The organism is Neisseria dumasiana (assembly GCF_022870885.1).
Lineage (GTDB): Bacteria > Pseudomonadota > Gammaproteobacteria > Burkholderiales > Neisseriaceae > Neisseria > Neisseria dumasiana.
Genome location: NZ_CP091509.1, coordinates 21699 through 38147, shown reverse-complemented (window position 1 = coordinate 38147; position 16449 = coordinate 21699). Strand labels below are relative to the sequence as shown.

Here is a 16449-nt window from a genome sequence, read left to right as displayed (position 1 = left end):
CGAAAATCCACTCAAATGTAAATATAACGCAAAAATATATTTTCAAATATTAACAAACATTCGGCAATGTGCCTACTTTTAGACACACTTTTCATCGAAACATTATGCAGCCGCGCCACATCGGGCACAAAACGGCATATGCGCGGCAAAACGATTCATAAACGCAGCCGAATCATTTAAACTCTTTATTTTTTTGCGGTGACACGCGATGAAGCGTCTGCTTTCTTCCTTACCTATATGGATCATTCTGGCCGATATGGTCTATACATTCGCGTTGAGTATCCTACAAAGTTTCAATCTCACGCAAACCCGTCTGCCCAAAGACGGGCTGCCCGTTGCGCCCGATATCGCGTTCAGCGGTTTACAGGTTGTGGCCAACGGCGGCATGGCTTTGATTATCGGCTTCGGGCTGTTCGTTTTGCTGCAGCTAAACCGTTCCGTATTGCAAAACCGCCCGTTTTCCATCGGTGTTTTCCGAACATTGGGGCTGATTGCCGTATTGGCCTTCAGCCTTCCCGCCTTGTGGGAATGGCTGTGGGCGGTGATCAAACTGGCCGGCGGGCGCAATACTTTTCATTTAGACTCGCCCCGCTATTTGATCGTTGCAGCCTGCCAACCCTTGGTTGCCTGCTTGTGCGTATGGCGTTTGTGGGGGTGGTACCGCATGCGTTCCAATACGATACCGCCAATTGACGGTTAAATGTTTTCAAGCAATGTTAAAAACCGCTAGGCGTGAAATTTTTGGTATTTTCTTTTACACTAAGCCTTATCAACCCCACTCGTGAAAGCACACTTATGAACCTGTTAAAAACATCACTGCCTTTAGTAGCCTTACTTGCCTTGGCTGCCTGTAAACAAGAAACGGCCGCGCCGGCGGATTCCGCCGCACCCGCAGCCGGTTCTGCCGTTATTACCGCAACAGCGGCCTCTGCCGCCTCTGTGCCTTTGGCAGCAGAAAAAGATGCCCAATGGCAGTCTTACCAATGCCACGACGGCTTAACGTTGAGCGCACGCTATTTCGACGACAACGGCAAGCCTGCCGCCGAAGTGCGTTTCGACAACCAAACCTTCAAATTGCCGCACAGCAGCGAATACAGCAACCAAGATTTGGTTGCGTTTAGCGACGGCTCGCACACTTGGACGGTGAGCAACCAATATCAAACCGATTTATATAAAGAAGACAACGGCTTCTTAGTCCGCCATGAAAAACAGCAGGTGAACAGCGAAGTGATGTCTGTGGACGACACAATGGTCAAAAACTGTATGCCTGCCAAGTAAGCGGCAAAGCCGAAACGGATCGGCGCAAATAAAAAAGACTGCATGAATGCAGTCTTTTTTATCGCTTATCTTCAAACGCGGATTAACGCTTGAACATATTGCCGAATTTTTGGTTGAATTTGTCCACACGGCCGGTGGTGTCAACGATTTTTTGTTGGCCGGTGTAGAAAGGATGGCACAAAGAACAAACCTCGATATTGAAGTTTTCTTTTTCCATAGTAGAACGGGTAGTGAATTTATTGCCGCAAGAGCAAGTTACGTTAACTTCGCGGTAATCGGGATGAGCATTTTGTTTCATTTGGGTTTCCTTTTGGTTGGCGGGCATAGGGGTTGTGCCTATGCTTCAAAATAAGCCGCGTAGTATTTCTTTTTTTTTGCTTTCTGTCAAGGAGATATTGCGTGTTGCGGTTTAATCTGCCGCGTTTTTTTGCTAAAATCGCTACATTCGGCCGTTATACGGTAAGAGACTTTTTACCCTTTCTGCCATAATGATTAATACAGGCCGTCTGAAACTTTTTCAGACGGCCTTACAACGGAATATGCTTTATGTCTTACCAACAAATCACGATTGCTGTAAAAGACCACTCTGCCGAACGCCTTGCCGACGCGCTGATGGATCACGGCGCACTTTCCGCCGCAATTGAAGACGCTTATGCGGGTACGGCCAATGAGCAGGCCATTTTCGGCGAACCGGGTATGCCGGCCGAACAAATATGGCAGCAAAGCAAGGTGATTGCCCTGTTTGGCGAACACACGGATGTTGCGCCGATTGTGGCGGCAGCCGCCCAAGATTGCGGCCTAACCGTGAATGCTTACGAAACCGAGCTGCTGCCCGAACAGGACTGGGTAAGGCTGACGCAGGCGCAGTTTGATCCGATTAAAATTTCCGACCGCTTGTGGATTACCCCTTCTTGGCACGAAGCCCCCGACCAAAATGCCGTTAATTTACAGCTTGATCCGGGTTTGGCCTTCGGCACCGGCAGCCACCCGACCACGCGCCTGTGCCTGCAATGGCTCGACAGCCGTCTGAAAGGCGGAGAATCGGTGTTGGACTACGGCTGCGGTTCCGGCATTCTCGCCATTGCCGCCTTAAAGCTTGGTGCCGGCGAAGCCGTTGGCGTGGATATCGACGAGCAGGCCATCCGCGCCAGCAACGACAATGCCGCCCAAAATAATGTTGATGCGCGCTTTTATCTGCCCGATGCAATGCCTCAAGCCCAGTTCGACGTTGTGGTTGCCAACATCTTGGCCAATCCGCTGCGTATGCTCGGCAGCCTTCTGGCAGAGCGCACCAAACAGGGCGGCCGTATTGTTTTGTCGGGCATTCTCGAAGAACAGGTGGAAGAAATGAGCGGCATCTACGCCGAATGGTTCGACATGGCTCCGGCACAGACTGATGAAGGCTGGGCATGCTTGAGCGGCGTAAAACGCTGATCAGGCCGTCTGAAAAGCAACCGCACACATGGCAACCCGAACCACGCGTATTTTAGGCATAGACCCCGGCAGCCGCGTTACCGGCTTCGGCGTGGTAGATGTGTGCGGCCGCGAACATTTTTATGTAGCGTCCGGCTGCATCAAAACCCCGCCCGACGCACCGCTCGCCGAACGGATTGCCGTGATTGTAAAACATATCGGCGAAATCGTTACCCTCTACCGCCCGCAGCAGGCCGCCATCGAACAGGTGTTTGTGAACGTGAACCCAGCTTCCACGCTGATGCTGGGGCAGGCGCGCGGCGCGGCGATGGCAGCTTTGGTAATGCGTGATTTACCTGTATTTGAATACACCGCCCTGCAAGTAAAGCAGGCCGTAGTCGGCAAAGGCAAAGCGGCCAAAGAGCAGGTGCAGCACATGGTGGTGCAGATGCTGAATTTATCCGGCACACCGCAAGCCGATGCCGCAGACGGTTTGGCCGTGGCCCTGACACATGCCCTGCGCAACCACAGCCTTGCCGCACAACTGCAACAAGGCGGCCTGCAAATTAAGCGCGGCAGATTCCAGCCTTGATTTATCGCTTATAATCCCTTGTCGCCATCCAATAAGGCCGTCTGAAAACCTGCCATGAAATTTGCCTTTGTTATTCTCTATTTAATCCAGCTTTTGCCTTTCGGCGCGATTCAGAAGCTGGCCGATTTTATCGGCTGGTTGGCCTATTACGCCGTTGCGCCACGCCGCCGTGTCGGTACGGTGAATCTGCAAAAATGCTTCCCCGAATGGAGCGAAGCACAACGCCAAGCCGTGTTAAAACGCCATTTCCAACACATGGCCAAGCTGATGCTGGAATACGGCCTATATTGGTATGCACCCGCCGACCGCTTGCGCAAATTGGTTCGTTATCAAGACAAACACCATCTCGACGACGCATTGGCAGCAGGCGATAAAGTGATTTTACTTTATCCGCACTTCACCGCCTTTGAAATGGCAGTTTATACGCTGAATCAGGACGTGCCATTGGTCAGCATGTATTCACACCAAAAAAACAAAGACTTAGATGAACAAATTTTAAAAGGCCGCCACCGCTACAACAATGTTTTCCTCATCGGCCGCAACGACGGACTGCGCGCCATCATCAAACAGCTTAAAAAGAGCGACGCACCTTTTTTATATCTGCCCGATCAAGATTTCGGCCGTAAAGATTCGATTTTTGTTGATTTCTTCGGCATTCCCGCCGCCACCATCGAAGGCTTGAGCCGCATTGCCGCATTAACCAAAGCCAAAGTGATTCCCGCCATTCCCACCCGCGAGGCCGACGGCACGGTAACATTGCGTTTTTATCCCGCATGGGAAAACTTCCCGACCGATAATGTTGTCAACGACACCCAGCGCATGAACGACTTTATCGAAGCGCGGGTGCGCGAACACCCCGAACAATATTTTTGGCTGCACAAACGTTTCAAAACCCGCCCCGAAGGGGAAGCCGGTTTCTATTGATTTCAGACGGCATCCTCAACCCGATTGGCAGCACCCAAGCCGCCACTACGCCAAACTACACAAACCGGTTTTGCAAAAGCCTTAAAAAACTGTTGGAAAAGGTCGGGTTATTTACACTTTTTATGCCAAACAGCTTTTGTTTTTTGCAGGAATGATGGTTTCGTGATTTTTGAGTATTCTCAAGAACGATGCGGCTTCGCCGTGCCTTTCGGCATTCTTGACAACCCTCAAAAATCCCAAAATGGGTCTGCATGCAAAACACGGAAAGTGTAAACAACGCTAGAATTTCCTACACCTACCCAAACAACATAAGCCATACGCTCCTCCGCCTTTTTCCCTGTTATATCATTAGCTTGTAAATAAATTCCCATTCCGGCCACGTCACCACTAAATGCTTAAAAACAAGCATAAGTTAGAGAAAAATCCTGCTGTTCGTTTCAAAATAATCGAAAAATTCCAAAAACATCTTATTTGGCGCACTCCGAAGGATTGTTTATAAATCAAAAACTTTAAGAGCGGGGCTTGGCAAGGCGGGAAAAAAAGCGTACATTCCGACTACACCGAATTACACGAATCTGATGTATGCCGGTCATCCAAAAATCAAGCGAGAACAAAGGAGTAGAAATAAATGGCAAATTACCAAAACGAGATTAAAGTTGCAGATGAACTGAAACAGAAAAACGGCAACGGCTGGCACAACATCACGCCGGAATATGTAGCCCGCATGCGTCTGCAAAACCGCTTCAAAACAGGCTTGGATATCGCCCGATATACCGCAGCCATCATGCGTAAAGACATGGCCGAATACGATGCCGACCACGGCAAATACACCCAATCTTTGGGCTGCTGGCACGGTTTCGTTGCACAACAAAAATTAATTTCCATTAAAAAACACCAAAAAACCACCGACAAACGCTATTTATATCTCTCCGGCTGGATGGTTGCCGGTTTGCGTTCCAAATTCGGCCCCCTGCCCGACCAATCTATGCACGAAAAAACTTCCGTGCCCGAATTGGTCGAAGAAATCTACACCTTCCTGCGCCAAGCCGACGCCCGCGAGCTGGATTTGCTGTTTACCGCGCTGGATGAAGCCAACAAAGCCGGCGATTCTGCCAAAGCCAAAGAAATCCAAAACCAAATCGACAACTACGAAACCCACGTTGTGCCGATTATTGCCGACATCGATGCCGGTTTCGGTAACGCCGAGGCCACTTACCTGTTGGCAAAAAAACTGATTGAAGCCGGTGCATGCTGTATCCAAATCGAAAACCAAGTGTCCGACGAAAAACAATGCGGCCACCAAGACGGCAAAGTAACCGTGCCGCATACCGACTTCTTGGCGAAAATCAATGCCGTGCGCTACGCATTCTTGGAGCTGGGCGTTGACGACGGCGTAATCGTTGCCCGTACCGACTCTTTGGGTGCCGGCCTGACCAAACAAATCGCTTTCTCATCAGAAAAAGGCGACTTGGGCGACCAATACAACAGCTTCTTGGACGGCGAAGAAATCACCGACCTGAGCCAAGTAAAACCCGGCGACGTAATCGTGAACACCAACGGCAAAACCATCAAGCCGACCCGTTTGGCCAGCAACCTGTTCCAATTCCGTAAAGGCACCGGCATTGACCGCGTGGTATTGGACTGCATTACCTCTCTGCAAAACGGTGCCGATCTGTTGTGGATCGAAACAGAAAAACCGCACGTCGGCCAAATCAAAGAGATGATGGACAAAATCCGTGCCGTGATTCCGAACGCCAAGCTGGTGTACAACAACAGCCCGTCGTTCAACTGGACGCTGAACTTCCGCCAACAAGTGTTCGACGCTTGGCAAGAAGCCGGTAAAGACGTATCTGCATACGACCGTGCCAAACTGATGAGCGCCGATTACGATGATTCTGAATTGGCTAAAGAAGCCGACGAGAAAATCCGCACCTTCCAACGCGACGCATCGCGCGAAGCCGGTATTTTCCACCATCTCATTACCCTGCCGACTTACCACACCGCTGCGCTGTCTACCGACACGCTGGCAAAAGGCTACTTTGCCGACGAAGGTATGCTGGCTTATGTGAAGAACGTTCAACGTCAAGAAATCCGCAACGGCATCGCCTGTGTGAAACACCAAAACATGGCCGGTTCGGACATTGGCGACAACCACAAAGAATACTTTGCCGGTGAAGCTGCACTCAAAGCAGGCGGTAAAGACAACACCATGAACCAATTCTCTTAACCCCGATTATTTAGGATAAGAAGAGAATGGATGTTTCAGACGGCCTAAACAACCCTCTTCGTATGCCGTCTGAAACCACCCTCTTTATTTGCACAGAGTTGAGCTGTGCAGATAAAGGCAGGCGAAAGCCTGTATTGTTTGTGAAGCGTAAATCTCTGATTTGAGGTATTGGGCAATCCTTTGGGATTGCCCCTTTTTTATGCGTTGCAAGTCGGCAGAGCATTCATCGTTCAGCATCTCAAATCAACATAAACAGCCTGAAACGCGCTTCGGCTCATCTTGTTACACGGCTTTGAGGCCGTCTGAAACCGTCAAACCAGTTTCAGACGGCCTTAAAAGCGCGTACAATCACGCTATTTTTCTTATTGCATTCAACACCATGATTTACCCAAAAACCTATGATGTCATCGTGGTCGGCGGCGGCCATGCCGGCACCGAAGCCGCCCTCGCCGCCGCACGGATGGGCGCGCAAACGCTTTTACTCACACACAATATCGAAACCCTCGGCCAAATGTCGTGCAACCCTTCCATCGGCGGCATCGGCAAAGGCCATCTCGTGCGCGAAGTCGATGCACTCGGCGGAGCCATGGCCTTGGCCACCGATATGTCGGGCATTCAATTCCGCCGCCTAAACGCCAGCAAAGGCCCCGCAGTACGCGCCACCCGCGCACAGGCCGACCGCATTCTTTACAAAGCCGCCATTCGCGAAATGCTCGAAAACCAGCCCAATCTGGAAATTTTCCAGCAGTCGGTTGAAGACATCACGCTCGAAGGCGAACGCGCAAGCGGCGTGAAAACCGCCATGGGCGTGGAATTTAAAGGCCGTGCCGTTGTGCTTACCGCAGGCACATTCCTTGCCGGCAAAATCCACATCGGCTTGGAAAACTATGCCGGCGGACGCGCAGGCGACCCCGCCGCACAAGGCTTGTCGGGCCGTCTGAAAGAACTCAACCTGCCGCAAAGCCGCCTCAAAACCGGCACCCCGCCGCGCATCGACGGCCGCACCATCGATTTCTCGCAGCTTACCGAACAGCCCGGCGACACCCCCGTGCCCGTGTTTTCCGTGCGCGGACATACCGCACTGCACCCGCGCCAAGTGTCGTGCTGGATTACCCACACCAACCTGCAAACACACGACATCATCCGCTCCGGTTTCGACCGCAGCCCCATGTTTACCGGCAAGATCGAAGGTGTCGGCCCGCGCTACTGCCCCTCGATTGAAGACAAAATCAACCGCTTCGCCGATAAAGACAGCCATCAGATTTTTCTCGAACCCGAAGGGCTGACCACCAACGAATACTACCCCAACGGCATTTCCACCAGCCTGCCGTTCGACATCCAACTCGCCCTCGTGCGCTCCATGAAAGGCTTGGAAAACGCCCACATCCTGCGCCCCGGCTACGCCATCGAATACGACTATTTCGACCCGCGCAACCTCAAAGCCAGCCTTGAAACCAAAAGCATCGCCGGCCTGTTTTTCGCCGGACAAATCAACGGCACCACCGGCTACGAAGAAGCCGCCGCACAAGGTCTGTTGGCCGGAGCCAACGCCGTACAGTATGTGCGCGAACGCGACCCGCTGCTGCTGCGCCGCGAACAAGCCTATCTCGGCGTGTTGGTAGACGACTTAATCACCAAAGGCGTAAACGAGCCTTACCGCATGTTTACCAGCCGCGCCGAATACCGCCTGCAACTGCGCGAAGACAACGCCGACATGCGCCTTACCGAAGACGGCTACAAAATCGGCCTCGTTACCGAACCGCAATGGCAGGCTTTCGAGCAAAAACGCGAGCAGATCGAACGCGAAATCCAACGCCTGAAATCCACTTGGTACACCCCCGCCAAGCTGCCCGAAAGCGAGCAAACCCGCGTATTCGGCCAAAAACTGTCGCGCGAAGCCAACCTTCACGACCTCTTGCGCCGCCCCAATATCGACTACGCCGCCCTGATGACCCTCCCTGATGCAGGGCCGTCTGAAAACCTGCCCGAAAGCGTGGTCGAACAAGTGGAAATCCAAGTGAAATACCAAGGCTATATCGACCGCCAAAACGAAGAAATCGAAGGCCGCCGCGACATCGAAACCCTGAAACTGCCGTCTGAAATCGATTACGGCAAAGTCAAAGGCTTATCCGCCGAAGTGCAGCAGAAACTCAACCAGCACCGCCCCGAAACCGTAGGCCAAGCCTCGCGCATTTCCGGCGTAACCCCCGCCGCCGTCGCCTTGCTGATGGTGCATTTGAAGCGCGGATTTAAAGATGCGAAGTGATTACCGGTTTTAACAAACAGGCCGTCTGAAAAGCTTATTTTCAGACGGCCTTTTCTTGATTTGTATTCAATCAACTTAAAAATAGTACATTCGTCATAGTACATTTATCATACTCAAGCTTAACCCGAGTATGACGGTTTTGCGATTAAACTTAAGTGCATTGACCATATAAATAAAATAACAGAATCAAAACACTAGCGCACACCAGCCTTTTCGGGGCGAACCACCACCACGCTGGAGCGTTGGGGCGTGAGCAGTTTGGCGGCGGCCTTCACATCGGCGGTGCTTACTTTTTGCAGACGGCGGCGGATTTCGGCTTCGTCGCTGTATTGGAAACCGCGCGTCTCCAACTTGCCCAACAGCGATGCTTGGGAAGTCATGGAATCTTTGGCATAGATTTCCGAAGCGGCGCTCAGGCGGTGCACCCTCTCCAGTTCGCTTTGGCTGATGCCGTTGTCGGCAATGTTTTTGATTTCGCTGCGGATGGATTCGAGCAGGGCTTTGTCGTCTGTGCCTTCGGCGGGCATGGCAACGATGCTGAACAGCGCCATGTTACGGCTGAACATATCGTAGTTGACGCCGATATCCAAGGCGAGCTGTTTGCCGCGCACGAGGTTTTTATCCAAGCGGCTCGACGAGTTGCCGCCGAGTATGTCCGACAGCACGTCTAGGGCGTAAGGCAGCTTGTCGGTGGTTTTTTCCAGCTTGGGCACGCGGTAGGAAAGTGCGATAACAGGCTGGCGGGTAACGGCGGAAGTGGTTTCGGCCGAAACGGGCGCGCGTTCGGCGGTTTCATTGATGCGGTTGCGCGGCGGCAAGGTTTTGGCGGGGATGTTGCCGAACAGGTTTTCCGCCGTTTTCAAAGTCTGCTTGGCGTTCACATCGCCCACAATCACCAGCGTGGCGTTGTTCGGCGCATACCATTGTTTATACCATTGGCGCAAATCGTCGGCTTTGAGCGTGTGCAGGTCGTTCATGTAGCCGATTACCGGCGCGCGCAGGGCGGGAGTTCGATAGCTGTTGAGAAACACATGTTCCCACAGTTTTCCGAACGGGCTGTCGTCGGTGCGCTGGCGGCGTTCTTCGCGTATCACGTTCATTTCGTTGGCAAATTCTTTATCGCTGAAATTTAGGTTTGCCATGCGGTCGGCTTCCATTTTCAGCACTTCGGGCAGATTGGCGGCGGCCACGTTTTCGTAATACACGGTTTCGTAGCGGTTGGTGTAGGCATTGTTCTGCCCGCCCAAAGCCGAAACGCGGCGGCTGAATTCGCCCGAAGGCACGGCGGGCGTGCCTTTAAACATCATGTGTTCCAGCGCATGGCTCAGGCCGGTTTTGCCTTCCTTTTCGTCGATACTGCCCACTTTATACCAAAGCTGCGACACCGCCACCGGCGCGCGGCGGTCTTCTTTTACAATCACTTTCAGGCCGTTGGGCAGCGTGCGGGAAAGCGTTTGCGCCCATGCGGGGGTGGCGGCGGCCAGCGCGGCCAGCAAAACAATACGGCGTAACATGAATCGTCCTCAAAATAAATATCGCCCGAAATAATAGCCCCTGCCCCTGCTTTAAACAAGCAGGCCGTCTGAAAATAAACTTTCAAGCAGCCCGATGCAGCCAAGCCCGCCATCAGCCGCCGCAAATACTGTATAATCGCGCTTGGCCGGAAAATACGCAGGCAGAAAAACACACACAGAACTTAAGGCTGTCTGAATTTCAGACGGCCTTTTTGTAAAATCAATGCCAGCAAACATTTCGGGAAAGCAGGCCGGTTGGTTTTTCAGGCGTATAAGATTGCTACACTTGCTGAACAGTTTAAATTAAGGAACAGCCATGCGCGAATATGAATTTGTTTTGGTCAACGTGTTTGCCGAAACCCACTTCGGCGGCAACCCGCTGGCTGTATTTCCCCAAGCCGAAGGGCTGGACGACGAGACCATGCAGCAGATTGCCCGCCAATTTAATTTAAGTGAAACCGCGTTTGCTTTTCCTTCGGAATCCGCTGCCGCCGATCTGCGGATTTTCACACCCGCACACGAATTGCCGCTGGCCGGCCATCCCATACTCGGCAGCGCATCCGTGTTGCAGCAACAGCAAGGCCTGCCTGAAAACTTTGTACTCAACACCCGCGCCAAGCCTGTTTACCTAAACGGCTCAAACAACACGATGACCCTGAAAATCAGCGGCTACACCTGCCGCCCTTCAAGCGCTTCCCGTGTAGAATTGGCCGAAGCCACAGGCATTTGCGAAGCGGAAATCGCCGAACACGCTTATTGGCTGGATAGCGGTTCGCCGCAGCTTTTGCTGCAAGTTTATACCGCCGCCGCGCTGGAAAACGCCCGCATCGACTACGCCAAACTCAATGCCGTTTGCCGCGCAGATTCGGGGCGCACCATGATTTACCTGTGGCACGAACAAGGCGACACCGTTCAGGCGCGGATGTTTTACGCACAAAACGGTACCATTTTAGAAGACAGCGGCACCGGTTCGGCTTGTGCCAATCTCGGCGCCTACTACCTTTCGCGCGGCACCTTTCCGCTTAAGCGCAGCGTTCGGCAAGGCGACCAAACCGGCCGCCCCAACCGCCTCAGTTTGCGCGTGGACGAATCTGCAAATATCTATGTAGGCGGGCGCGTGGTCGAAGTCGGACGCGGCATGTTCAAGCTGCCGCGTTAATCTGTAAAATATCTTACCGGCACTATATTTGCCATGTTTAAGGTTGGTTCTTTTAATTGTTCATTCAGATGTAGGCCGGATTCTTGAATCCGACAGAATGGGAAAATATGCCGTAAGGAAAAATAGTTCAGACGGCCTTAAAGGGTTTGTCGGATACGAGTATCCGACCTACGGCTACTACGGCTTGCTGTAATATGGAGAGTTTGGATGTTTAAAACTTTATGGGTTTGGCTAATATGTTTTTTCTTGTTTGCTATCCCAGTATCAGCATGGAAATTTATAAAAAATCCCTGTCAAGCAATAAATAAATTAGTAGAGCGTACCACTAGATTGATTGTTAAATGTATCGATAATATTTTTTCCAAAAAAACTTCAAAAGAAAAACCAAAGCTAAACAAATGTACACTAGTGCTTATTTATATATTGTTTCCTCTGTTTTCAATGGCTTTCTTTTTCGATTTTCAATCAGATAAAATATCTAAACAAGATTTGGATACAATTATTGTTGTTTTTAGCTTATTAAGCTTGATATTAGGACGATTATTTGAGGTATATAACAGTCAATTTTTTTTCCGAAAAATTTCATTGCTTTTAGAACACTTTGCATATGCCTTTTTCTCTTGGACGGTATTTGCTCTGGTAATGACTATAATACAAAAAAAAGGCTTAATATTAATACAAAATAACTTGATTACAATAGCTATACTACTCTTAATTATTCCATTCGTTATTCTTATATTAAGTAAGTTAATTCTAATCAAGAATAAAGAAAAATTATTTTTTGTTTTTTGGTGGTTATTTATCCTAATTTTGTATTTTATAAAAATACACACATCAAACAGATAGTTTATTTATATAATTTTGTAAAAGAAAGCGAAAACATGCCCAAACGTACCGACCTAAAATCCATCCTAATCATCGGCGCCGGCCCCATTGTGATCGGCCAGGCCTGCGAGTTTGACTATTCCGGCGCGCAAGCGTGTAAGGCTTTGCGCGAGGAGGGCTATAAAGTCATTCTCGTCAATTCCAACCCCGCCACGATTATGACCGACCCCGAAATGGCCGATGTAACCTATATCGAGCCGATTATGTGGCAGACGGTGGAAAAGATTATCGCCAAAGAGCGCCCAGATGCGGTGCTGCCGACCATGGGCGGCCAAACGGCGCTGAACTGTGCGCTGGATTTGGCGCGCAACGGTGTACTGGCGAAATATAACGTCGAGCTGATCGGAGCAACGGAAGACGCGATTGATAAAGCGGAAGACCGCGGCCGCTTTAAAGAGGCGATGGAAAAAATCGGCTTGCATTGCCCGAAATCTTTTGTGTGCCACACCATGAACGAAGCGCTGGCGGCGCAAGAGCAGGTAGGCTTTCCTACGCTGATTCGTCCGTCGTTTACCATGGGCGGTTCGGGCGGCGGCATTGCCTACAATAAAGACGAGTTTTTGGCGATTTGCGAACGCGGTTTCGATGCCTCGCCCACGCATGAGTTGCTGATCGAGCAATCGGTGCTGGGCTGGAAAGAGTATGAAATGGAGGTGGTGCGCGATAAAAACGACAACTGCATCATCATCTGTTCGATTGAAAACTTCGACCCGATGGGCGTGCATACCGGCGACTCGATTACGGTTGCGCCCGCGCAAACGCTCACCGACAAAGAATACCAAATCATGCGCAATGCTTCGCTGGCGGTGCTGCGCGAAATCGGCGTGGACACGGGCGGCTCGAACGTTCAGTTTGCCATCAACCCTGAAAACGGCGAGATGATTGTGATTGAGATGAACCCGCGCGTGAGCCGTTCTTCGGCGCTGGCTTCCAAAGCCACGGGCTTTCCGATTGCGAAAGTGGCGGCGAAACTGGCGGTGGGCTTCACGTTGGACGAACTACGCAACGACATCACCGGCGGCCGCACGCCTGCGTCTTTCGAGCCTTCGATTGACTATGTGGTAACAAAAATCCCACGTTTTGCGTTTGAGAAATTCCCCGCTGCCGACGACCGCCTGACCACGCAAATGAAATCGGTGGGCGAAGTGATGGCGATGGGCCGCACGATTCAGGAGTCGATGCAGAAAGCCCTGCGCGGTTTGGAAACCGGTTTGTGCGGCTTTAATCCGAAAACTACCGACAAGGCAGAAATCCGCCGCGAGCTGGCCAACCCCGGCCCAGAGCGCATTCTGTATGTGGCCGATGCGTTCCGCGCCGGTTTCAGCAAGGAAGACATCCACGAAATTTGCGCGATTGATCCGTGGTTCTTGGCGCAAATCGAAGACTTGGTTCAAGAAGAGCAAAAAGTTTCAGACGGCCGTCTGAACGATTTAGACTTTGCCACGCTGCGCCGCTTGAAACGCAAAGGTTTTTCCGACAAACGTTTGGCACAATTGTTAAACGTGAGCGAAAAAGAAGTGCGCGAACACCGCTACGGCCTGAAGCTGCACCCCGTGTACAAACGCGTGGATACTTGCGCGGCGGAATTCCAATCCGACACCGCTTATCTCTATTCGACTTACGAAGAAGAATGCGAAGCGAGGCCGTCTGAAAAACGCAAAGTGATGATTCTCGGCGGCGGCCCCAACCGCATCGGCCAAGGTATCGAGTTCGACTATTGCTGCGTACACGCCGCGCTGGCGCTGCGCGAATCGGGCTTTGAAACCATTATGGTGAACTGCAACCCCGAAACCGTTTCCACCGACTTCGACACTTCCGACCGCCTCTACTTCGAGCCGCTCACGCTGGAAGACGTGCTGGAAATCGTGCGTACCGAAAACCCGTGGGGCGTGATTGTGCATTACGGCGGCCAAACGCCACTGAAACTGGCCAACGCGCTGGTGGAAAACGGCGTGAACATCATCGGCACGTCTGCCGATTCGATTGACGCCGCCGAAGACCGCGAACGCTTCCAAAAAGTGCTCAACGATCTCGGCCTGCGCCAACCGCCCAACCGCACCGCGCGCAACGAAGAAGAAGCGTTGGTGCTGGCCGAAGAAATCGGCTATCCGCTGGTGGTGCGCCCGTCTTATGTGTTGGGCGGCCGCGCCATGCAGGTGGTGCATTCTGCCGAACAGTTGCAGAAATACATGCGCGAAGCCGTGCAGGTTTCCGAAGACAGCCCCGTGCTGCTCGATTTCTTCTTGAACAACGCCATCGAAGTAGACGTAGATTGCGTTTCAGACGGCAAAGATGTGGTGATCGGCGGCATCATGCAGCACGTTGAGCAGGCCGGTATCCACTCGGGCGATTCGGGCTGCTCGCTGCCGCCATACTCGCTTTCCGAAGAGATTCAAGACGAAATCCGCCGCCAAACCAAAGCGATGGCTTATGCGCTGAACGTGGTCGGCCTGATGAACGTGCAATTTGCCGTGCAAGACGGCGTGGTGTTCGTGCTGGAAGTGAACCCGCGTGCCTCGCGTACCGTACCGTTTGTTTCCAAAGCCACTTCCGTGCCGCTGGCTAAAGTGGGCGCGCGCGCGATGGCTGGCATCAGCCTGAAAGAGCAAGGCGTAGAAAAAGAAGTGGTTCCCGATTTCTATGCCGTGAAAGAGGCGGTGTTCCCGTTCATTAAATTCCCCGGCGTGGATACCATTCTCGGCCCCGAAATGCGTTCCACCGGCGAAGTGATGGGCGTGGGCGCAACCTTCGGCGAAGCCTACCTGAAAGCCCAACTCGGCGCGGGCGAACGTATGCCAGCCACCGGAAAAGTGTTCATCGCCGTGCGCGACGAAGACAAACCGTTAATCGTGAAAACCGCCAAAAACTTCCAAGCTCTGGGCTACGGCGTATGCGCCACACGCGGCACCGCCGCTTATCTGCAAGAGCAAGGCGTAACCGTGCAAGTGGTGAACAAAGTGCCTGAAGGCCGCCCGCATATTGTGGATGCGATTAAAAACGGCGAAATCGCCTTAGTGGTCAACACCGTAGGCAGCGACGTGCAATCTGTGGCCGACAGCCACAGCATCCGCCGCACTTCGCTCACCCAGCGCGTGCCGCAATACACCACCGTGGCCGGCGGCGAAGCCATGAGCGAAGGCGTGAAAAGCATGAATGCCCTCGGTGTGTACAGCGTGCAGGAATTGCACGGAAGGTTGAAGAAGTAAACGGTTACATTCAGTAGTCTGTTAAGGCCGTCTGAAAACACCAGCCATCGTTTTCAGACGGCCTTATATAGTCAAACGCTTTAATTTATAGTTAATCCGCTTAAGTTTATTAACAAAGCCGTCATATTCGGGTCAAGCCCGGGTAAGACGAGCGTACTATTTTTAAGTTGACCGACTATAACAGCCTGTTTTCGGATAAGATTGAGGCGCGTCGTTTGACCAAAATACCGCCGCAATGCTTTCTGGCGATACGCCCTTCGCTCGAGAAAAAAGATTAATCAGGATAATAAAAAATGGACAACAAACAAAAATTACAAGAAGGTTTGGCCAAGCTCGGCCTTGAGCTTTCCACCGCACAGCAATTATTGATGCTTGAATATGTTTCGCTGCTGAAAAAATGGAACAGCACTTACAACCTGACCGCCCTGCGCGACGAAAACACCATGATCAGCCATCATATTCTCGACAGTCTCACGCTGCTGCCTTATGTGAAAGAAGCCAAAACGCTGATGGACGTTGGCTCGGGCGGCGGTATGCCCGGTATCCCCACCGCCATTTGCCGCCCCGATTTGCAGATTACGCTGTTGGATTCCAACACCAAAAAAACCACGTTTTTACAGCAAGCGGTTATCGAGTTGGGTTTGAACAATGTTACCGTTGCCAGCGGGCGCGTAGAAGCGATGCACGATAAGAAAGTCGATGTGGTAACCAGCCGGGCCTTTGCCGAGCTGGCAGACTTTATCGCGCTAACCAAACATTTGTTGAACGAAAACGGTTATTGGGCGGCAATGAAAGGCGTGTATCCCTACGAAGAATTGGAACATGTGCCTGCCAATGTGGAAGTGGTGCGCGTAGACAAACTCGACGTGCCTCAGCTTGATGCCGAACGTCATATGGTGGTGATGAAGCCCAAGAAATAAGGCTGCCGGCAAGCAAACCGACAACCTGTTTTTAAAATATCAAAACGGCCGAACGCTTTTTATTG

13 protein-coding genes are annotated in these 16449 nt (G+C 51.8%); 11 read left to right on the top strand and 2 right to left on the bottom strand.

Annotated features, from left to right (window positions below):
* Nucleotides 1-208: 208 nt before the first annotated feature.
* Together LVJ88_RS00165 and LVJ88_RS00160 are read left to right on the top strand one after the other, a co-directional pair.
* Nucleotides 209-700: a hypothetical protein gene (locus tag LVJ88_RS00165; RefSeq protein WP_085418699.1), complete on the top strand. Its 492-nt coding sequence runs from the start codon at nt 209-211 to the stop codon at nt 698-700.
* A gap of 95 nt (nt 701-795) precedes the next feature.
* Nucleotides 796-1278: an MliC family protein gene (locus tag LVJ88_RS00160; protein ID WP_085418700.1), complete on the top strand. Its 483-nt coding sequence runs from the start codon at nt 796-798 to the stop codon at nt 1276-1278.
* An 82-nt stretch (nt 1279-1360) separates the two neighbouring features.
* Here LVJ88_RS00160 and rpmE read toward each other — a convergent pair whose 3' ends face one another.
* Nucleotides 1361-1576: a 50S ribosomal protein L31 gene (gene rpmE / locus LVJ88_RS00155; RefSeq protein WP_054599422.1), complete on the bottom strand. Its 216-nt coding sequence runs from the start codon at nt 1574-1576 to the stop codon at nt 1361-1363.
* A 248-nt stretch (nt 1577-1824) separates the two neighbouring features.
* Between rpmE and prmA the strand changes: the two genes are divergently transcribed.
* The 5 genes from prmA to mnmG all read left to right on the top strand — a co-directional run bounded on the left by prmA (nt 1825) and on the right by mnmG (nt 8700).
* Nucleotides 1825-2712 (top strand): 50S ribosomal protein L11 methyltransferase, encoded by an 888-nt coding sequence (gene prmA / locus LVJ88_RS00150; RefSeq protein WP_054599387.1) that lies wholly within the window; start codon nt 1825-1827, stop codon nt 2710-2712.
* A 28-nt stretch (nt 2713-2740) separates the two neighbouring features.
* Entirely contained in the window at nt 2741-3283 is a 543-nt protein-coding gene (gene ruvC / locus LVJ88_RS00145; RefSeq protein ID WP_054599386.1) for a crossover junction endodeoxyribonuclease RuvC, read from the top strand.
* Between the two features lie 54 nt (nt 3284-3337).
* Entirely contained in the window at nt 3338-4207 is an 870-nt protein-coding gene (locus tag LVJ88_RS00140; RefSeq protein WP_085418701.1) for a lipid A biosynthesis lauroyl acyltransferase, read from the top strand.
* A gap of 628 nt (nt 4208-4835) precedes the next feature.
* Nucleotides 4836-6434 carry an isocitrate lyase gene (locus LVJ88_RS00135; protein WP_085418702.1) on the top strand — a complete coding sequence of 533 codons (1599 nt, stop codon included), beginning with the start codon at nt 4836-4838 and terminating at the stop codon, nt 6432-6434.
* A 379-nt stretch (nt 6435-6813) separates the two neighbouring features.
* A complete protein-coding gene (gene mnmG, locus LVJ88_RS00130) occupies nt 6814-8700 on the top strand; it encodes a tRNA uridine-5-carboxymethylaminomethyl(34) synthesis enzyme MnmG (RefSeq protein WP_085418703.1) in 1887 nt (628 codons plus the stop codon).
* Nucleotides 8701-8894: 194 nt separating this feature from the next.
* Here the strand turns inward: mnmG and LVJ88_RS00125 are convergent, their stop codons facing one another.
* On the bottom strand, nt 8895-10214 hold the full coding sequence (locus LVJ88_RS00125) for a M16 family metallopeptidase (protein WP_085418704.1): 1320 nt from the start codon (nt 10212-10214) through the stop codon (nt 8895-8897).
* 316 nt (nt 10215-10530) lie between these two features.
* Between LVJ88_RS00125 and LVJ88_RS00120 the strand changes: the two genes are divergently transcribed.
* The 4 genes from LVJ88_RS00120 to rsmG all read left to right on the top strand — a co-directional run bounded on the left by LVJ88_RS00120 (nt 10531) and on the right by rsmG (nt 16384).
* Complete coding sequence (locus LVJ88_RS00120) at nt 10531-11373, top strand: PhzF family phenazine biosynthesis protein (RefSeq protein WP_085418705.1); 843 nt, start codon at nt 10531-10533, stop codon at nt 11371-11373.
* Nucleotides 11374-11580: 207 nt separating this feature from the next.
* Entirely contained in the window at nt 11581-12219 is a 639-nt protein-coding gene (locus LVJ88_RS00115; protein ID WP_085418706.1) for a hypothetical protein, read from the top strand.
* A 35-nt stretch (nt 12220-12254) separates the two neighbouring features.
* Nucleotides 12255-15464 (top strand): carbamoyl-phosphate synthase large subunit, encoded by a 3210-nt coding sequence (carB, locus tag LVJ88_RS00110; RefSeq protein WP_085418707.1) that lies wholly within the window; start codon nt 12255-12257, stop codon nt 15462-15464.
* Nucleotides 15465-15757: 293 nt separating this feature from the next.
* Nucleotides 15758-16384: a 16S rRNA (guanine(527)-N(7))-methyltransferase RsmG gene (rsmG, locus tag LVJ88_RS00105; protein WP_054599378.1), complete on the top strand. Its 627-nt coding sequence runs from the start codon at nt 15758-15760 to the stop codon at nt 16382-16384.
* Nucleotides 16385-16449: the final 65 nt, after the last annotated feature.

Coding starts and splice junctions, on each gene's coding strand:
- rpmE (WP_054599422.1), bottom strand. CDS start 1,576: ATGAAACAAAATGCTCATCCCGATTACCGCGAAGTTAACGTAACTTGC.
- LVJ88_RS00115 (WP_085418706.1), top strand. CDS start 11,581: ATGTTTAAAACTTTATGGGTTTGGCTAATATGTTTTTTCTTGTTTGCT.
- LVJ88_RS00140 (WP_085418701.1), top strand. CDS start 3,338: ATGAAATTTGCCTTTGTTATTCTCTATTTAATCCAGCTTTTGCCTTTC.
- mnmG (WP_085418703.1), top strand. CDS start 6,814: ATGATTTACCCAAAAACCTATGATGTCATCGTGGTCGGCGGCGGCCAT.
- rsmG (WP_054599378.1), top strand. CDS start 15,758: ATGGACAACAAACAAAAATTACAAGAAGGTTTGGCCAAGCTCGGCCTT.
- LVJ88_RS00125 (WP_085418704.1), bottom strand. CDS start 10,214: ATGTTACGCCGTATTGTTTTGCTGGCCGCGCTGGCCGCCGCCACCCCC.
- LVJ88_RS00165 (WP_085418699.1), top strand. CDS start 209: ATGAAGCGTCTGCTTTCTTCCTTACCTATATGGATCATTCTGGCCGAT.
- LVJ88_RS00135 (WP_085418702.1), top strand. CDS start 4,836: ATGGCAAATTACCAAAACGAGATTAAAGTTGCAGATGAACTGAAACAG.
- LVJ88_RS00160 (WP_085418700.1), top strand. CDS start 796: ATGAACCTGTTAAAAACATCACTGCCTTTAGTAGCCTTACTTGCCTTG.
- LVJ88_RS00120 (WP_085418705.1), top strand. CDS start 10,531: ATGCGCGAATATGAATTTGTTTTGGTCAACGTGTTTGCCGAAACCCAC.
- carB (WP_085418707.1), top strand. CDS start 12,255: ATGCCCAAACGTACCGACCTAAAATCCATCCTAATCATCGGCGCCGGC.
- prmA (WP_054599387.1), top strand. CDS start 1,825: ATGTCTTACCAACAAATCACGATTGCTGTAAAAGACCACTCTGCCGAA.
- ruvC (WP_054599386.1), top strand. CDS start 2,741: ATGGCAACCCGAACCACGCGTATTTTAGGCATAGACCCCGGCAGCCGC.